This window comes from Neptuniibacter sp. (genome assembly GCF_024231755.1).
GTDB lineage: Bacteria > Pseudomonadota > Gammaproteobacteria > Pseudomonadales > Balneatricaceae > Neptuniibacter.
Map to the genome: position 1 here is coordinate 1 of NZ_JAAEQH010000167.1, position 21,433 is coordinate 21,433.

At 42.2% G+C, this 21,433-nt stretch carries 1 protein-coding gene (cut by a window edge); it reads left to right on the forward strand.

Going from position 1 to position 21,433, the window contains the following annotated elements; all coding sequences use genetic code 11:
• Positions 1–21,433: part of a DUF2341 domain-containing protein coding region (locus GY843_RS08950; RefSeq protein WP_297308727.1), annotated on the forward strand (this coding region is incomplete at both ends). 6,000 nt of the annotated region lie beyond the right edge of the window; the window shows 21,433 of its 27,433 annotated nt.

Sequence of the window (21,433 nt, forward strand, 5' to 3'; positions counted from 1 at the left end):
ATTTAAGCAAATCCGGATCAGGCAGCAGCTGGATTACCTGGGATGTCGATGGTACGGTTATTGTCGATGCCGAGGACGAAAAAGACTACAATGTCTATGCTGAAACCGGATTGGATAAAGTAAGATTAGAAGATACAATTGGCCTAATTAATTATAATGTGGCTGATCTGGGCGGAGAAACAATTACCAGCCAGTCGGGTGGTTATTATAATTGGGGAAGTTTGGATTCTACGCCGCCGACAATTGTAGACGCGACCTTATATGATACAGATAATGACGGATATATTGACGAAATTCTAGTTGAATTTAATGAGGCTATGGATGATACTTCAATTGCAAATGCGAATGCAAGTGATTGGACTTTTGGTGCAGGTGGCTTGAGCGGAGTAGATGATACTACTGATTCTACTAATGGGTCAACCCCCAGCAACCCTGGGCCACATGCCGCAAATGATCAATATATTACACTTTTTACTAACGGCACCAGTGTATTTGGCACGGGATTATTTGACGTAGAGTATAACGCTGGAACAGCAGATACATTTGAAGATCTCGCGGGCAATGATTTATTAATGGACTTTTCTGTTACGGAAATAGATTTAGCCGGGCCAGTACTAGTTAGTGTGTATGCCGCAGATGTGGGAGGCACAGCCGGAGTATTGAATGAAGAAGGGGATAGATTAGATTTAGTTTTCTCAGAAACTTTGAGTGCTTTACCTAACGAAGCGCAGCTGGAAGCAGCTTTGACTTTTGCCGGGGGAGTAACAGATGGTGATAATATCCCGACGATTGGTTCGGATGGTATATTTAGTTTGATAACAAAAACATTTAGTAATGATACCGTTCGGATTATATTTGGCACAGTGGGTAATGGATGGGCTGCAAATACAGATACATTAGACGGTGCATTTACGGTAAAGGTAGATGTAGGAACAAATATTACTGATGGTGCAGCAAATACAGCGAATACATCTGCAACGGCTGAAACCGTACAGGATATTGTCGCGGATACAGAGATTAGGTTGCATATTGGTAATAACTGGGTGAATGTAGATATTACCGGAGTTTCCGGATCGCAGGATGCGTGGGTAGCTCAGTGCGCAGCCGCAGATCTTTCCAATATCAGAGTCGGGGATTGCTTAAGGGATGAAGCTAATCCGACAGTATGGTGGAGAATTTCAGCAGTAGATGACGGAGCGGATACAATTACAGTTGATTATAAATTGCCGACTCAGTTTGTTTGGGTATCTGACTCTACTGGACCGAGTTTTGCGGGATCAACACAGGCAGTTGCCGGGGCATGGTATATTTACCTTACTGCTTGGGAATCTGATCGTCAGGGAGATATTACTGCAATGGGCAGGAATACGATTGAAATCGCTGAATGTTACAATGACTGGCCAAGCGGACTGGATAATCATGTAACTATTACTGGTTCAACAACAGATGCAACTCATTATTTTAAGATTACTACTCCTCTTAGTGAAAGACATGATGGAACTGAAGGCACAGGATTTATGGTAGATCCGACTACGGATGGACATGCTTTTACAATCAATCAAGATTATACTTATATTGAAGGTATTGAAGTTACCGGAGTAACGGGAAGTTCAGCTGAAGCATTTAGGGTTAATGGTGACGAAGTTACAATATCAAAGTGTTTGATTTATGATTTAGTAAATGGGGCTGTAATGTCAGATGGTGTGCATTTCAACACCAATGGAATTACGGCGTATGTATTAAATTGTATTTTCCATGAGATAGATAGATCGGCTGTATATATTCAAGATTTACAGAATGTTACTGTGCATGTATATAATTGTACAGGGTACAATATCGGCAGGAATGACGTTTCTCCGTCTCCTTCGGTTTTTGGATTTGATGCAAACGTAGCGCGAGATAATACCGGGTCGGTGATGCATGTTAAGAACTGTGTTGCCCATGCTTATAACAGCAATATAGTTGCTTATAATCAAGGACAGGGAGGGGTTTACTCTACGGATTCAGATTTTAATATTGCTTACGATGGAACGCATACTATAGTAGGAAGTCATTCTATTGGTAATCGTACGTTTACTGATGACGGAAGTGTGACTTCAGGTGATTATGTAATTTTCGAATCTTTAAGCGGAAGCGTGGATTTGCATTTGCAAGATCTCGCTGAGAATGATGCAATTGATTTTGGTATAGATTTGTCTTATGATGATAATCTGCCTTTCTCTGATGATATTGACGGACATACCAGAACTACTTATTGGGATGCCGGGGCTGACCAGAAAAACAAAGTTACACATATTATAAGGAAGACATATCCACTTGCTTCGAGTGGAACTGCTGCGAGGTCCGGCAATGTGGTCACGGTTAATATAGATGGCGGATCTCCGCATGATAATTTAGTTGTTGGACAGAAGATTAGAGTTTGGGGGCTTGGAGATTATGATGGGGTGTTTGAAATAAAAGAGGTGAATTCCACAACCCAATTTACTTATGACCAACCCGGATCAACTGGTGCTGTAGGCAGTTCAACTGCTTATGTAGGCGGGCATTATGATACTTTATCCGGATGGGAAGCTGGCGAACAGAGAGATTTAGTTGCTGAAGATGAAAATGAAATCGCTGAATGTTATGATGACTGGTCAACCGGCTTAAATGACAGTGTGTTTATTGACGATAGTAACTGGACAACTGATGCAACTCATACAATTACGATCACTACGCCGATAAGTGAAAGACATAGTGGTGACGTGTCTTCTGGCTTTACTATGAATAAAACGAATTGCTCTCTCCTTGAAATCAATGAGCAATTCGTAACAATAGAAGGACTTATTTTGACCGGTTGGGCCGGTTCCGGAGTTGCCAGATCAGCGATTCAATTAGATGGGGTGGGGCGTAATGCTACAATTCGTTATAACATTATTCATACTCCGGGAAGTTCTGGACAGGACACAAGAGCGATCAGACTTAGATTGAATGCGGCCACCAATAAAATCTATCGCAATATTATATATGGCTCAGATATAAAGAAAGGTATTTCTCTGGATGATGACGGAGGTGACAACGAAATATATAACAACACGGTTTATAATGTTGTTACGGGTTTTTATCGTAACGACGGAACTCCGGTTCTGAAAAATAATATCTCTTATGGTTGTACCACAGCTTACGATATCAATGGCGGGGCCTGGGGCGCGGGCACGGATTATAATTTAAGTGATAGTGCGACAGCTACGGGTGGATCGAATGATATTATTAATGCCAGTTTGACTTTTGTAGATACGACGCCAAGTAGTGAGGATTTGCATTTAGCAATTTCTGATATGGATGCGGTGAATGTCGGAGCGGATCTTGGCTCTCCTTATGATTATGATATTGATAATGTACAGATAGACGCGGCCTGGGATCTTGGTGCGGATGAATTTGTGTTTGATAATCGCTGGACAAATGATTCCGGAGACGGGTTATGGAATAATGCTTCAAATTGGGAAGGTGCTTCTGTGCCTCAAGCCGGAGATCATGTTGTCATCGAATACGCCTCCGCGAACTTTGATATTGTCTGGACTTATGACGGCAGTACTTATGAGAATGTAACTACTGCGGCATCCAGTACAACCGGAGCGGATGTAATACATACTACAACCAGCGCGACACTTAAAGATACTGATGACGCTTTATATATCGGCCGGACTTCAAACGCTTTTACCGGAGTATATTTTGATCTTTCCACAGCGCGTAATGCCGGTAATTTCTACTGGGAATATTGGAATGGCGCGTGGGTAACTCTTAGCGAAAATGATTCTACTTCCAAATTATCCTGGGACGGATATATTTCTTTTACTGCTCCGGGAGACTGGGCGACAACAGGTGTTAATGGAAACACAGCGTATTATATTAGATTAAGAGCAGTATCAGATATGACTATAGGTCCTGTGGTAGATAGTTTACTACAGAATGTAGTTACTGTTGATTCCATGAACAATAATCTGGGTTCAATCACGATTGATGCTCCGGGATATGTGCTTGTTCAAAAGAATGCAGTTGCCGGAGGTATGAGCCTTACGGTTACCGGAGATATTACAGTTAATAAAGGAGAGCTGGTTTTTGAAGGGGATACAGCAGCAGGTGCAGAAGGAACTGGTTATACAATCAATGCCGCTAATATTAATATCGAGAGCAATGCAAGTTTAAATGCTGATGGAATGGGATTTGGGCAGGAAGCAGGCCCTGGAGCTGGAACGATTGGTAACTCAGGCGGTACATATGGTGGAATAGGCGGAAGGAATACAGACCATAGTACCTATGGCTCAGCAACTGCCCCAACTAGTTTAGGAAGCGGAGGAGAAGATTATTCTGGTGGCGGGGCATTAACTCTTAATGCAGCCAGCGGCACAATAACTGTTAATGGAAATCTTTCTGCTAACGGGACTCCAAGATATGGCGCCGGATCCGGCGGCTCGATAAACATTATTTGTAATACTCTTGCTGGGAATGGAACAATTGCAGCCAAAGGCGGCGATACTAATCAGGGATATGCCGGGTCTGGCGGCGGCGGAAGAATTAGTGTGGCTAATGTTACAAACATTAATTTTGAGGGAGATCTTCATGCTGAAGGAGGAAGGCTTGACGGTATCTATAGAGGATATTCAGGAACAATTGCGTTCCCAACCAATTATGATTTGGTTATCGGTGGAACTGGTAATCCTGACTATGTGATGCTAGGAACAGATTCAACCCCATATAATTATTCTTTTAATTCCATAGTAATTAATGCAGACGGAACATTAAAGATAGACGGGAATCCTCTATTAAATCTTGTAGATAGTATAGCGCAGGGAACTTCTGCGACAATATCAGTTGCTACAAATGTAACGATTAATTCAGGGAGCCCGGAAGGTATTTTGTCTGCTTACGGGTTAGGTTTTGGCGAAGAAGAAGGTCCGGGGGGATTTGATGTTGATGCATATGGTGCAGGTGCTTATGGTGGCATGGGGGGTAAGAATAGTGCGTCTTCTTATGGATCTGTATCCAATCCGATAAGTTTAGGCAGCGGCGGGGGGATTCATTCTGGTGGTGGAGCTATAATTATGGATGTGACCGGGACATTAACGGTTAATGGAATGATTACGGCTAGCGCGGGAGGGAGTTATGGTTCCGGATCAGGCGGTTCTATTAATCTTACATGTAACGTGATTGCCGGCAGCGGAACGATTACGGCAAAAGGGGGGTCAACGGACAGGGCAAGTGGTGGTGACGGCGGTGGCGGAAGAATTTTAATTGCGTATAGTGATAATGCGTCCGATAGCACTACAAAGAGCGCTTTTTCCGGTTCTTTCGGCAGTACGAATAAGGGAAGCGCTGGAACTATTGTTTTGAGGGATACCGATACCCAGACTTATGGAGATTTGCTAGTAGATGATAATGATTATGGAGCAAAAGATATCTCGGTTCCGTTATCTAATTTTACAGGAACACCTCCGACATTAACTTTTGATTCAATTACTGTAAACAATTACGCGAGATTGGAAGTGCCGGGTCATTGTACATTGACATCTGTAGGTGATATTGATATCGGAACTAACTCGGATTCTGATGATACCGCACAGATAATTTGTAGCGGTGCTTATTATACTGATAACTTTGATGATAATGCTATTGGTGCTGAATGGAGTACGCATGATTGTGATACGCATGCTGGTACTACTTTCACAGAAACCGGCCAGCAGATGGAGATTGATGCCAATGGTTCTGATGTCTGGGATCCTGCAGATGAATATGCGTCAGTGTATCGTTCTTTTACTGGTGATTTTGATATTAAAGTGAAAGTTGTAAGCCAGCAAGCTACTCATGATTGGGCTAAGGCTGGAATTATAGTCAGGAACGATATGACCCAGGATGGAACTTCTACGGGATATTGTATGGTTGCGGTTACTCCAAGTAATGGATATACATTGCAGTGGGATAGTGATAATGACGGCTTACTTGAAGAGTATAGTAATACAGGCACAGCTTCTTATCCTTGCTGGGTAAGGTTAGTAAAAGAAGGGACTGATTATTACGGATATTATTCTACGGATGGAGCTGTCTGGAGTCTTATCGGCACAGCTGCTTTAGCCAGTGCTAATGTGACACAAGATGTAGGTATGAGTGTTACTTCGCATGCCAGCGGAACTTTATGCTTAGTGCAATTTGATGATTTTGAATACAGGGGCAAGGGAGGAACGATTACCGCGGATAATATTAATATCCATGGTTCAGCCGGAAGCGGTGGGAGTATTAATGTAGATGGTCAGGGATATATTTATGATCTAGGTTTTGGTACAGGCGATACCGGTGGTTCAGGTCATGGCGCCGGAGCTGGTTACGGAGGAGTTGGAGGTAATTCAGGGGATGCTGGAACCGGAGGATCAACTTATGGCTCAGCGTATAACCCAATTGATTTAGGTTCAGGTGGAGGATCAGTAGAAGGAGGAACTGGTGCAGGTGCGATATTCTTAGATATTAATGATACTTTAACTGTAAACGGATTCTTAGCTGGTGACGGCGATACTGGAGTTGACGGAGCAAGTTATGATGGCGGTGGCGGAGCGGGTGGAAGCATTAAAGCGTTTGGACAGACTTTGGCTGGTGCTGGCATTATCCGAGCTAATGGTGGAGCTGGTGCGGATGTATACGGCGGCGGCGGTGGAGCTGGAAGAATATTTTTGAGTTTTGGCACCAATAGCTTTACCGGTACGACACAGGTTAATGGCGGGGCAGGTGGTAGTGATGCAGGTGCAATTGATGGATCCGCGGGAACTGAATCTATATGTGAGTACGTAGTCTGGACGAATAAGAGCGGAGATAATTTATGGTCCACAGCAAATAACTGGTCTACAAAAGCTGTGCCTGTGGCCAGTGATAATGTTTTATTTAGCGCTGCTTCAGATACGAATTGTACAGCAGATACAGTTAATAATAATTTAGGATCAATAACTCTAGATGGGGGTTATGGAAGCACAGTAACATTTGGTGTTAATGCAGTAGCTTCCGGAATGAGTTTAACAGTAACCGGCGATATTACAATTAACGGCGGAAATATAGTTTTTAGCAGTGATACCTCAACCGATTCTATTCCCGGCGGGGTGAATGATGGAACCGGATATACAATTAATGCAGCTAATGTTACGATCTCTTCTGGTGCAAGCATGAATTGTAATGGGACGGGATTTGATAGATCTACTGGGCCTGGTGGCGGAGTTTGGAATCAGAGAGACGGGACTTATGGCGGATTAGGATACATGTCTATTCAGGCAACATATGGTTCGGTTACTGACCCGACTAGCTTGGGAAGCGGCGGTAATACTACTGGCGGCGGAGCCATAGTTCTTAACATTACCAATACAATTACGGTAGACGGTTCTTTGCAGAGTAATGGCGGTGGATCAGCGGGTAATGGCGCAGCAGGATCGGGAGGATCTTTAAATATTACATGTGATACTTTGGCCGGAACCGGAACAGTGCAAGCCAGTGGTAGCGGTAGTGGCGGTGGTGGTGGAAGGATGGCATTAGTTAATGTAACAAATTTGACTTTTGAAGGTACTCTTAGTGCTGCCGGGAGTGGAGCAGGTCATGCCGGAACGATTGCTTTCCCAGCTAGCTTTGATTTAATAGTTGGCGGTGCTGGTAATCCTTCTCTCGTAGTTATTGGAACAGATTCTACGCCTTATAATTATTCTTTTAATTCCGTAACGATTAATAGCGGTGGAGAATTAAAGATAGATGGTAACCCACGTTTGAATAACGGCCTTGGTACATCAGCTTCTATTTCCGCGACAAATATTACAATTAATTCCGGAGGAACTTTGAATGCCGATATTTATGGATTTAAAAACAGAAGTAATTCAGAATGGGGTGGTCCTGGATACGGAATATATTATGACAGTGGGGGAAATTACGGGGGATTAGGATTTAATAGCAGTAAGCCCACGCATGGATCTGTTTCTAATCCTCTTGAATTCGGCAGCTGCGGCGGTGGCGGTCCAGGAGGCGGTTGTGTTGATCTTAATGTTTCTAGTAATTTGATAGTTGACGGAACAATTTCATCTGATGGCTCTGATGATTATCACGGAGGTGGAGCCGGCGGTTCTATAAATATTACATGTGATGCTTTATCTGGAACTGGACAGATTAGAGCACAGGGCGGCGGGACAACACGTTCCGGTGGCGGCGGAAGAATTAGAGTTGCATATTCAACCAGTACTTTTGCGGCTAGTTCAATAACCGCGTATTCCGGTGACGGTGATGGTAGTTCAGGGACTATAGTTCTTTTTGATACAGATACTTCAACGAACGGGGATCTGTTTGTTAAAGACAATAATTACGGCACAACTAATAATATTCCAATTCCGCTATCTAACTTTACCGGAACTTCTCCGACATTAACATTTGATTCAATTACAATAAACAATGACGCGAGATTGGAAGTGCCGGGTCATTGTACATTGACATCTGTAGGTGATATTGACATTGGAACTAACGCAGATTCTGATGATACCGCACAGATAATTTCAGCTGGGTCAATATGGAATGTTGAAGCGCCTCCGGCCTGGTACCCGGCGGGTAGTTTTGCGTATTCCCAGAAGTTTAACATTGATTATAGAAAAGTTGATAGTGATTTAAGCAGCTTTCCGGTATTGATAAAACTTGATGCAGCAACTTCAGATGTTTTTGGCCTGGCATTATCCAGCGGCGATGATATATTATTCACCTCATCAGACGGGACTACTAAATTAGATCATGAAATTGAAATTTATGTAGATACTTCCGGGGCCGAAGAATTAATTGCTCATGTGCGCGTACCTACAGTTAGTTCAATCGTTGATACTGTGATTTATATGTATTATGGAGATTCCGGAGCTTCTAACCAGGAAAATCCAACCGGAGTTTGGGATGATAATTATCAGGCGGTATGGCATTTATCGGAAACAACAGGACAGCATTTAGATTCGAATAACAGCGTTGATTCTACTGCAGTATCTGTTATAGATCAGGATGTAACAGGAAAGATAAATGGAGCAGATGAGTTTGATGCGACAGATGATTATGTTGCGTTCGGTGCTAGTACAAATCTTTTGCGTAATGTAGGAATTGCGACAGTATCAACATGGATTAATTCTACGCTTGGGGTAGCTAATGAACAAATACCAATAGATATTTCGACAGGTACTGGGACTAATTCAAGGTTTGAGATTATGCTTCGTAATGTTTCTAATCCGAAGAACTTTTGGGTGGGAGGCCGGGCCGGTGACGCAGAAGGCTTCCAGTCTGAAACTACAATCGGAACGCCGTTAGTTGCTAATACATGGCATCATATTACCGGAATTATTGATTATGCAAATGATGATATCGAAATTTATGTAGACGGTGTTCTTCAAGCTACATCGGGCACGCCGGCTTTTACCGCGACCAGTACATCGGATACTTCTCCGCAATCTGTTTACTTAGGAGAAGGTGGTGATGGTGCGACTGATCCTTTTGGTGGAAAAATTGACGAAGTTCGTGTATCGGATATTCGCCGTACTGCTGGATGGATTAAAGCAAGTTATCATTCCGGGAATAATACATTGATACGTTCCAAAGGTGCTACGATCATAGCAGATAATATTAATATCCATGGTGTTACAGGTGCTGGGGCAAGTATTAACGCGAATGCACAGGGATATGTAAATGATGAAGGTCCGGAATGCGGCGGTATTGGTGATCCCGGACATGGAGCTGGTGCAGGGTACGGAGGAGCAGGCGGAGATTCCGGAGATGGCGGAGTTGCGGGAAGTGTTTATGGCTCAGCGTCTAATCCAATAGACTTGGGTTCCGGCGGGGGATCAGTTGAAGGTGGCGGTGGTGGCGGCGCGGTATTTGTTAATGTTAATGATACTTTGACTGTAAACGGATTCTTAGCAAGTGATGGTAATGCCGGAACAGATGGAACAACATATGACGGCGGTGGAGCATCAGGTGGAAGCATCATGGCTTTTGGCCAGACTTTAGCCGGAGCGGGAAAGATTCGGGCCAATGGTGGAGACGGTGCTGATGTATATGGCGGCGGTGGCGGAGCCGGAAGAATTCTTTTGAGTTTTGGCACAGACAATTTTACTACCGGATCAGGAACTGTGGAAGTAGTAGGTGGTACAGGCGGAACTGATGGTAGTGCGGACGACGGTGCGGATGGGACTGCGTCTGTATGTGAATGGATTTTCTGGACTAATGGTGCTGGAGATAATCTTTGGTCTACAGCCGGTAACTGGTCAACCAAAGCAATACCAACTGCAAGCGATAAAGTCAGGTTTATTGATTATATTTCCAGTGATGATTGTACTATAACTGCGGCAGCTTTTTGTAATGATATTGATTTTACCGGATACTCAGGAGCGCTAACGCATAACATGGGCATAACCTGGACGATATCGGGCAACCTGACTTTAGTTTCAAGCATGGAATATACTGTTGTGGATAGTAACTGTCCCATTGTAATAGATGGAGATAGCAATGTCTATACAGGAGGGCAGTTTTTAGGAAACTTTACAGTTAATGGCGCTGGCATTACAGTAACTTTGATGGATAACTTTACAAGGTTTGCTCCTGACACTACGCTTACTCTTACGCAAGGTACTTTTAAAACTGACGGCGCAAGTGATAATTCTGGATTAACTCATAATTGGGGACGGTTTAATTCAGATAATTCTAATACAAGAACATTAACGCTGGGGACAAGTAATATAACGGCAATCGGAACTGGATATGCTTGGGATTGTGAAACAGTAACGAGTCTAACTATAACTGCGAATACCGCGACGGTTACGTTAAGTGGGGATAGTGCTGATTTCCAAGGTGGAAATACGGGTAATACAAATTGGCAAGGTCTTTCACTTATCATGAACGGTTCTGGAATACAAGGTATAAATGGCGGTATATTCGCTAATGTAACAAGAACTGGAACAGCACAAAAAACGGGTGGCGTGTGGTTAATTAATTCTGTAACAGTAACCGGCACATTAACTCTTGACGGCAACTCTGCAATCAATAGACTTATTGTTCGTGGAGGGGATGTTGGTACAACACGTACTTTTACGGTTACCGGTGCAACTGTAACTTGTTCTAATGTGGACTTCAGAGATATTACAATGTCTCCTGCACAGGATTTATCTGCTATTGCTGGTGGTTCAGGTGATTGTGGCGGAAATTCAGGTATTACTTTCACCACAGCTGCGGATAAATACTGGGTAGGTGGTACGGGTAACTGGTCGGATGATGATAACCATTGGGCGACATCTTCCGGCGGCGTTGCTGCTGACGGCAACCTACCGCTTCCGCAGGATGATGTTTATTTTGACAATAATTCTGATTCGGGAAATTTTACAGTTACACAAGATATGCCAAGAATTGGTAAAACTATTGACACGAGTGGTTATACAGAGGGTGCAACTTTTACAGTGGCAAATGCAGCAACTTACACATTATATGGGGGATTGGATTGGACGGGGGTAGATGCTTGCGAATATCATGCTATAACTTTTGAGGGCAGGGGGGATTTCTCGTTTAATCCTAATGGTTTTAATATTAATAAGTTGCACATATCTATGGTTGGAGGAAAGGTAACTTTAGGAGGAGATCTATCTGTAGTAACAAATTATTGGGATTCAGTGACAGCTTCTTTCATGTTGAACAATGGGGAAATAGATTTGAACGATTTCAATATTTCTACGAAAAAATTTAAATCTGATTCTTCTAATGTCAGAACGCTGACAATGGGTTCGGGAACATGGACTATTGTAAATAATTATTACTCTGATCCAGCAACAAGAGTGTTTGATATTTCCAACACAACGAACCTAACTTTAAATGCTGAAACTTCAACGTTATTATTTAAAGGGGATGACAATAGGAATATATATTTTGAAACTTATGGTGAAACATTTAATAACATAATAGTTGGAGAACAAACAGGAGCTGGAATATTTGTTTTTAAAGATACTGCTACATTTAATGATTTGACTATAGAGGGTGCCAATGAAGTAAATCTTACCGAGAGTACAACTACTACGATCAATGGAAATTTTATTGCAGCAGGAACTACCTCTAATCACATTACCTTGCAGTCTCTAGTTGCCGATACTCAAGCGACACTTACTCTAAACGGCACACAAAGCGTTTGCTACGTTGATGCTATTGATATCCTAGGAACTGGAACAGCTGTTCTCAATTATAATGGAACATTGGATAACTGTGTGAATTGGTCGATACCCAATGGTAATGTTTGGATAGCTTCATCTGATAGCACCTGGAACACTGCCGGTAACTGGTGTAAAGAAGTTGTACCTGCAGTAGGTGAGGATGTTGTATTTAATGGTTGCTCTACCTACAACTGTACAGTTGATACTTTTAATGATGATCTTGCCACATTGAATTTACTCGGAGGGTACACAGGAACTGTTACCTTTGAAAACTCAACTGATGGCTCAGGGGAGTCTCTCACTACAACAGGTGATATTACAGTTAATGCAGGAGACCTGGTTTTTGAGGGAGACACTAATGCAGCTAATCCTGAAGGTATAGGCTATGTGATTAATGCCGATGATATCTCGATAGCTTCTGGGGCAAGCATAAATGTGGATGGACAGGGATTTGGAGGAGGGCAGGGTCCAGGAGCTGGTTCAGGTGAACAAGGTGGTACTTATGGAGGGCTTGGACATGATAATAATGATAGCACATATGGTTCTTTCACCAATCCCACGAGCTTAGGAAGCGGCGGAGGAGATCGTGGTGGCGGAGGAGCTCTTACTCTTAATGCTACTAGCACACTAACTGTTAATGGAATATTAAGTGCAGATGGTCTAACTGATTCCGGCTCACATTATGATACAGGCTCAGGTGGATCAATCAATGTTGCTACGGCTGGTGTTTTAACTGGCACGGGAACAATCTCTGCAGATGCAGGTGGTTCGACAAGTAATGCTAATAGCCAGGGTGGGGGAGGTGGAAGGATTAGTTTGCAGGGTGTAACCACAGATACATTTACCGGAACCATAAGAGCCGGCAGGAACTCTATCGGGTCCCCGGGTCGCTATGGAACAATTTATCTTAGTAATGACCGTCGAACTACCCTTACTCTTGGATCAGGAAACCTCAACAATTTAATTCTTGGGTCTGATGGCACAAATGATTATACCTTTGGTGCAGTTACAATCGAGACTGGTGGAACTCTTGAGATAGATGGAAATCATTACATGAATTCTAATAACGGTGGTGCAGCTACATTAAACATCACCAGCCTTGATGTGCAGAGTGGGGGTGTATTAAAAGCAGATGGTCGCGGTTTTTACAATTCTGGTGGCCCTGGCTATGCTGGTTCATATGGTGGTGAAAGCGGGGATGCCGATACCGGTGGCGCTACATATGGTTCTATAACCAACCCTATAAATCTGGGAAGTAAAGCTATGAGTTCTGGCGGTGGAGCAATCATCTTAAATATTTCCGGTGCTCTTACAGTTAATGGAACGATTTCCGCTAACGGTTCACTCGATGGTAATCATAATTATTCAACAGGCTCAGGGGGTTCAATCAACATCACGGTTGATACAATTGTCGGCACTACTGGTGTTGTTCAGGCCAATGGAGGAGACAGAGACTATCAGACAATTTCTAACGGTGGTGGTGGCGGTGGAAGAATTGCTGCTGCACTTCTTACCGGAAATAGTTTTGATGCAATAACTTTCCAGGCCTTTGGTGAGAATGAAGGACCTACAGGAGAAAAAGGAGCAGCTGGGACAATTTACTTAAAGACAGCTTCTCAGACCTACGGTGATTTAATTGTAGATAATAATAATGTAAATGATACCAATGGTACAACACATATTCCTGAATCCAACTTCACCGGCACTCCTCCGACATTAATATTTGATTCGATTACGATTAACAATGACGCAAAAGTAAAAGTTCCGGGTGCTTGTGTTTTAACATCTGTTGGAGATATTGATATTGGAACCAACGGTGATTCCAATGATACTGCTCAGATAATATGTGATAGCAAATTACCGATAGCACATTGGAAGATGAATGATAATGCAGCTGGTACTACCGTAGTAGATACCATGGGTAATTATGACGGTACCTCAGATAATAATACTGACACGATGACTATAGCTGGTAGAGTTAATGAAAGTTTGCAATTTGAAGATGCTTCTAATGATTATGTTTCATGTCCTGCAGGTATTCCTGCGAAGGATCTATTCTCTATAGTATTCTGGATGAAGGCCCCTACTCAACCAATAGATTATGCTCAAATCTTTAAGAAGCTCTATTGGGAGCCTCCTTCAAATTCACGTGGATGGGGAATTCAATTTAATAATACATCCGGCTCAGCTAGAGGAATCTATTTAAGGATTGATACTTCGGCTGGCAATAATCAAACGCACACAAATATAACTGATGTCTGCGATGATCAATGGCACATGTATGCTTTCGTTGTTGATGATGGAAATATTAGATGGAGTAAAGACGCTGCTGCATTTAGTTCTGATACCTATGCTGTTGGCAATGGCTTAGAAAATGATAGTGAACTATTCAAAATGTGCGATAACAAAGATGCTGATTTTACGCTAGACAGCGTTCTTCTATATGATTATGTAGTTACGCAAGATGATATAGAACGTATCTACAATGCCGGGTCAGGTACGGAGGACACCCCTGGCCTAGGTGTAAAGCTTACTGCCGATAATATCAATATATATGGTTTAGCTGGTATTGGTGCGAGTATCAATGCGGATGGATTAGGATTTAGTTATGATTATGGCCCAGGTGCAGGCAGTACCGGCGCTACTTATGGTGCAGGTGGTGGCTATGGTGGAACCGGCGGAGATTCATCAGACAGTGCTAGCGGCGGAATTACTTACGGGGCTGCACTTAATCCGGAGGATTTAGGTTCTGGCGGTGGTGTAACAGATGGTGGTGCTGGTGGTAGTGCCATGTATTTAGAAGTTACTGATACTTTAACCGTAGATGGATTCTTAGCCAGTGATGGTGATAACGCGGTGGCTAGTAGTAATGCTGGCGGTGGATCAGGCGGTAGTATTAAAGGTATTGTCGGGACTTTAGCTGGAACCAGCGGAATTATTCGTGCGGATGGTGGAGACGGTGACGGAGTTGGTGTAGATGGCGGCGGTGGTGGTGGAGCCGGAAGAATATTATTCATGTATGATGCCAAAACATTTAGCGGAACCTTGCAGTCCCTTGGTGGAACAGCCGGCGGCACAAATGCTCAGAACGGGCAGAATAATACGGTAATTGAATGTTATAAAACAATTACTTCTACCAAGACCGGAGACTGGAACGATCCTACGGTTTGGGATAGAGGGTATGTACCGTATGGTGTGCAAAATGTAACTATTGCTGCCGGAGATACTGTTACATTTAATCAGAATGATACTGAAGCAAGTTGTAAGGAACTTACTATCCAAGCAGGTGCCACACTTAATTTTGATACTACCCAAAATAATACCCTCATCGCTAATGGTGATATCCATGTTTATGACACACTCACCATGCGCTCTGGTTCAGCCTTCTCATCAACCATTAAACTCGACTGTGATACTAGTGCAGAATTTGGCTTAATTGTACATGGTACCGGTCTATTAGATGTCCAGGGTACTGCAATCGCTAATCAAAACTGTATAATTACTGCATTCACACAAGACGGCAAAAAAAATGGCTATATCTACCTGATGCAGGATTCAGAAACTATTATTAAGTATGCTGAAGTCAGTTATATGGGAAAGAATGGAGCGAATAAATATGGCCTCTCTGCCTATGACGTGGATAATGATGACGGAGCTGGTGAAGGACTTATTGTAGAAGGTTCAGAGATACATAATTGTCAGTATGGTATTTACTTAAACGGTAGTGATTACAATGTTATCACAGACAATACCGTGCATGATTGTGGATGGACAGGTATACGCTTGGAAAATGGATCATCGTTTAACATGATATATAATAATAGCGTGCATTCAAATAACAGTGATAACATTGAAGTATTATCCCTATGCAATAGTAACCTTTTTGCCTATAACACTAGCCATTCAGCAGTTAATGGCAAGGCGGGGATGGATTTGAGGGGTCAAAATAATACTGTATTTGCTAATATTTTCCATGGCAATGCCGCCCAAGGTATAATGTTGTGGGATGATAATAATTACTTTTATAACAACACAATCAATTCAAATGGAACTGATGGCATTTACATCGCATCTAGTGCCGAAAATAACGTACTAAAGAATAATATTATTTCTAACCATAGCGCTGTTGGCGAGGAAGGCATCATTGATCAAGGCACTGGCAATACCATTGCTTACAACCTCTTCTATAATAACGATTCTGATGGCGTAACCGGCTCAAATGCTATTACCGGACAAAATCCTAATTACGTTTCTAATGATCCAGCTAATGCCGACTTTATGTACTTAACCGGTGCAGCTGACAACCCGGCCTTAGGTGCTGGTTTAGACATTGTCGCTGGTACAGTACCAGGACATGTGAACGTGGGTGCACGCTTGGGCTACGTGAAGAATATCACTGATAATATAGAATATAACTGGATGCAGCAGGCGCATGATGATGATACCAACTTAGAGCAGCCGGCGACTGAAGCTAATACAATTACCACTTATGCAGTGGATGAGGTTTCCAGTACATTTAGCGTTGCTACTACTGCCTCTGGATTCTATGAATATTTTACTGCCGCAGATGATATTATCGCCAATAATGATGAGTATGTAGGATATTATCTTTATATGAGTTCAGGATTAAATAAGGGTAGATACTATCTCATTGTAGATACTGTAGCGGCAAGTGATACCATCTATATTCTCTCCAGTAGCAGTGATGATATCTTTAGTGTTGACGATGAATTTACGATTGTAGATAGGGTATACATACGGGGACTTAGTGGTAGTAAAGACGGTACTGCCTCTTATATGATTACCTGGGATACCAATGGTACGGTAATTATTGATGGAAATAAAATATACGGCGGCGGAATAGATTACAATACGATTAGTGGATTTATAATTCAAGGGACCAGTAATGGCATCCATCTCTTGACAAGCACTTATAATATCCTGAGTTCCAATACGTCACGCTCTAATACTTCTGAAGGCATCTATCTTTTTGGTGGCTCTAACAATAGCCTAATCTCTAATGTTGTATATTCTAATGAGAATTATGGCATCTATCTCAATGGTAGCTCCAACAATAGCCTGAGCTCTAATATCGTGTATTCTAATACTGAAGATGGTATTACTATCCAGAGTGGCTCCAACAACAATAGCCTGAGCTCTAATGTCATTTATGCTAATGATAGAGGAATATATGGCGTTGGCAGTGGCAATAACAGCCTAAGTGCCAATAAGGTGTATTCTAATAGTAGTCATGGCATCTATTTCAGGGACAGTTCTTCAAATAATAGCTTTATCTCCAATGAAATATATTCAAATAATTGGATTGGCATCTATTTATTCAACTCTAGTAGCGATAATTATGTTTATAATAATCTTATTGTGGGCAATTCCAACGACGGAATCGAATTATCGGTCACATCTCCAGATAATGTTGTGAGGAATAATCTCATTGCCTATAACGCGACGATTGGCTTAAGTGATAATGATAACGCTTCTGAACCGCTGGATTCCTATAATCTGCTTATTGGTAACGGTGTGAGATACTTGAATATTACCGAAGATGTTCCGCCAAGTACGGTAACCCTGGCCCCGAATTTCTATGCTCATGATTCGGGTACTGCCACCGGTACACAGAGTGCTACCACGCTGCAGGATACCAGCAAATCCTGGACTATTGATCAGTATGCTGATTATGTAATTTGGATTGATGGGGGCACAGGTTCCGGACAGTTTAGGCGAATTACTTCCAATACAGCAAACACCTTGACCCTTTATGCAGGAACGACATGGGACACAATACCGGTTGCTGCTTCCTCTACATATAAGATTATTAATTGGTTATTGTCTGCTGATTCTCCAGCACTTGGTGCTGGTGCTCAGGCTGATGGTGCGGCTAATACAACGGTTAATATTGGTGCGAAGTTAGGTTATGTAGTCAATGACGATGGGGCAAGTGCCGACATCAAGTTTAACTGGATTTATGCTGCTGAAGATGGTGCAAATATCGATGACGATGATATCATTACTATTTATGCCGTTGATGAAGATACTGGTACCATTGATGCTGCACCCACAGACAACGGTCCCACCATTACCTTTGATTTGACCGAGAATGATGTAATTACCTTAGATGATCAATATGAAGGTATGTATGTTTACATGACTTCAGGGACTAACAGTGGAAAATATTATCTGATTACAAATTCTGTAGATGATACCACGGATACGATCACGATTCTGATTGATGCTGCGACTGGATTTACGGCAACTGATACTTTTACAATTGTTGATCGTATTTATAAAGAAAAATCACATGCCCAAGCCAACTTTAGCCTGGAAACATCAGGTGCATCTGGTTGGATTACTTGGAATGTAAGTGGTAGTGTTATCGTTGATGCAGAAGCCGAAAAAGTCTACAACGTCTATGCCCAGACAAATCTTGATAAGGTGAGGCTGCAAGATACAATTGTGCTAATAAACTATATTACTTCGCAATTTGGTAATCAGCTTTATGATGATCAGAGCGGGGGGTATTATAATTGGGGTATTGTTGATGTAACACCTCCTACAATTGTAGATGCAACCTTATATGATACTGATAATGATGGTTATATTGATGAAATCCTAGTTGAGTTTGATGAGCCAATGAGTGATGCCTCGATTGATAATGCTGATGGTGCGCAATTTGACTTTGGCACTTTCGTCTGCACAGGAGTGGATGACACTACTGACTCAAGTAGTGGAAGTACTCCTGGCAATCCTGGTCCACATGCAGCTAATGATCAATACGTGACTATCTTTACTGATAATTCATCAGTATTTGGTACTGGCATCAGTGCAGTTGAATTTACCACAGCAAGTGATAAATTTGAGGATGCTTATGAAAATGATTGTCTTTCTGATGCCACAATAGCTGAGGTTGATGAAGCTGGTCCGGTATTAGTAAATGTTTATGCTGCGGACGTAGGCGGGACTTCAGGTGTATTGAATGAAAAAGGTGATAGATTAGATTTAATCTTCTCTGAAACTTTAAGTGCTTTGCCTGATGAAGCACAATTGGAAGCGGCATTGACCTTTGCCGGAGGAGTTACTGATGGCGATAATATTCCGACTATAGGTTCTGACGGCACATTTAGTTTAGCGACCAGTACATTTAATAATGATACAGTACGTATAATTTTTGGAACTGTTGGCAATGGTTGGGTGGCTAATACAAATACATTAGATGGTAATTTCACTGTACAGGTAGCTGTTGGGACTAATATTACCGATGGTGAGGCAAATATGGCAAACACCTCAGCTATAGCGCAGACAGTTATTTATATTTCTTCGGAAACAGAGATAGCATTACATATAGGAGACAACAGAGTTAATGTAGATATTACCGGAGTATCCGGATCGCAGGATGCTTGGATCGCACAGTGTGCAGCTGCAGACTTATCTAATATAAGAGTGGGGGATTGCTTAAGTGATGAAGCGAATCCAGCTGTTCTCTGGCGTATTACTGCGGTTAATGACGGAGCTGATACAATTACTGTTGATTATAAATTACCGGCTCAGTTTGTCTGGACATCTGATGCGACAGGCCCTGATTTTGGCGCTTCAACTCAGGCGTTTGCCGGAGCTTGGTACACAGATCTTACGACCTGGGAAGCGGATCGCGACGGTGACATTACGGCAACTGGCAGGAATACAATTGAAACTGCCGAATGTTATAATGACTGGGCAAGCGGGTTGAATGATGATTTGACTATAGATGGATCCATTACCGATTCTACGCATTATGTAAAGATTACGGTTCCGGTCGGGGAGAGACATGATGGAACTCTTCCGACTTCCGGAGAGGGATTCTTATTGGTTGGCAGTAATAATAATCGGGCAATAGATATAAGAGATAACTATGTATTAATTGAATGGTTGGCCGTTGATCATTCAACTAATACAAATGAGTTTAGACCGTCAGTCAGGGCATTGGCAGATGATGATGCGAACAATGATATTAGTTTTGAAAATCTGGTGATCAAAGGCCCGAACGCTGCAACTGGGGCATTGGTTTTACAAAGAACAGATGGATATGCATTTAACTGTATTATTATTGGTACAAATTCTCAGGCAACAGGAATTTCCGGAGGAGGACAATTTGGGTATGATTGCGTTGTATATAACTGTTCAATTACCGGGTGTAATGTTGGAGTTTCTGGAGCAGGAGCAACTTATTTATTAGTTGTTAAGAATACAATTGCGTATGATAATACGACCGATTTTAGCGGTACATTTACAGAGAGTGGTTATAATTTCTCTAAGGATGATACTGCGCCTGGAATAAATTCGATTCATGGTGATACAGATACCAAAACTCCGGATTTTGTATCTGCTGCCGATTTACATTTGCAGACAACATCAGATTGCTTGAATGCCGGGATAGATTTGACTTCAGATATTCATAAATCATTTGATTATGATATTGATAATCATACCAGAACCTGCTACTGGGATATCGGAGCTGACCAGAAAAACGAAGTTACACATATTATAAGGAAGACATACACAGTAGCTGCAGCCAGCGGTGCGGTGCGTGCGAGCAATGAAGTTACAATCACCTTAACTGCAGCACATGATAATTTAGTTGCCGGTCAGAAGATTAGAATTTTTGGTGTAGATGATTCTTCGTTTGACGGTGTGTTTGAAATTAAAACAGTGACTGATACTACTCACTTTACCTATGATCAGCCTGGAGCAAATGCAACCAGCCAGAACGGTTCAGTGGGTGGACATTATGCAAATCTTAGTTCATGGGAAACAGGAGAATCAAGAAATCTCGTTACCGCAGATGAAATTGAAATTGCCGAATGTTACAACGATTGGGCAAGTACGGCTATTGATGAGAATGTTTATATTGCAGGGTGGAGTGCCGATTCGACACACTATGTGAAGATTTATACACCTTTATCAGAACGACATACAGGAAAGGCAAAAGAAGGAAGTAATTATACTGGTTTTGCTATTGTGAATACTACAGATAGTACTAGGGCGATTGTGCCTGATGAAGATTATACTTGGATTGAAGGATTAATCGTAGCTCAGAATATCCCCGGAACTAGCAGGCACGTTATTGAAACGGATGAGAGCCGCCAAAAAATTTACAATAATATAATTTATCACCAGACAGCTAATGATGGACAATCATGTTTCAGAGGCACATCGGAAGCGGGCATACATGATGTTCG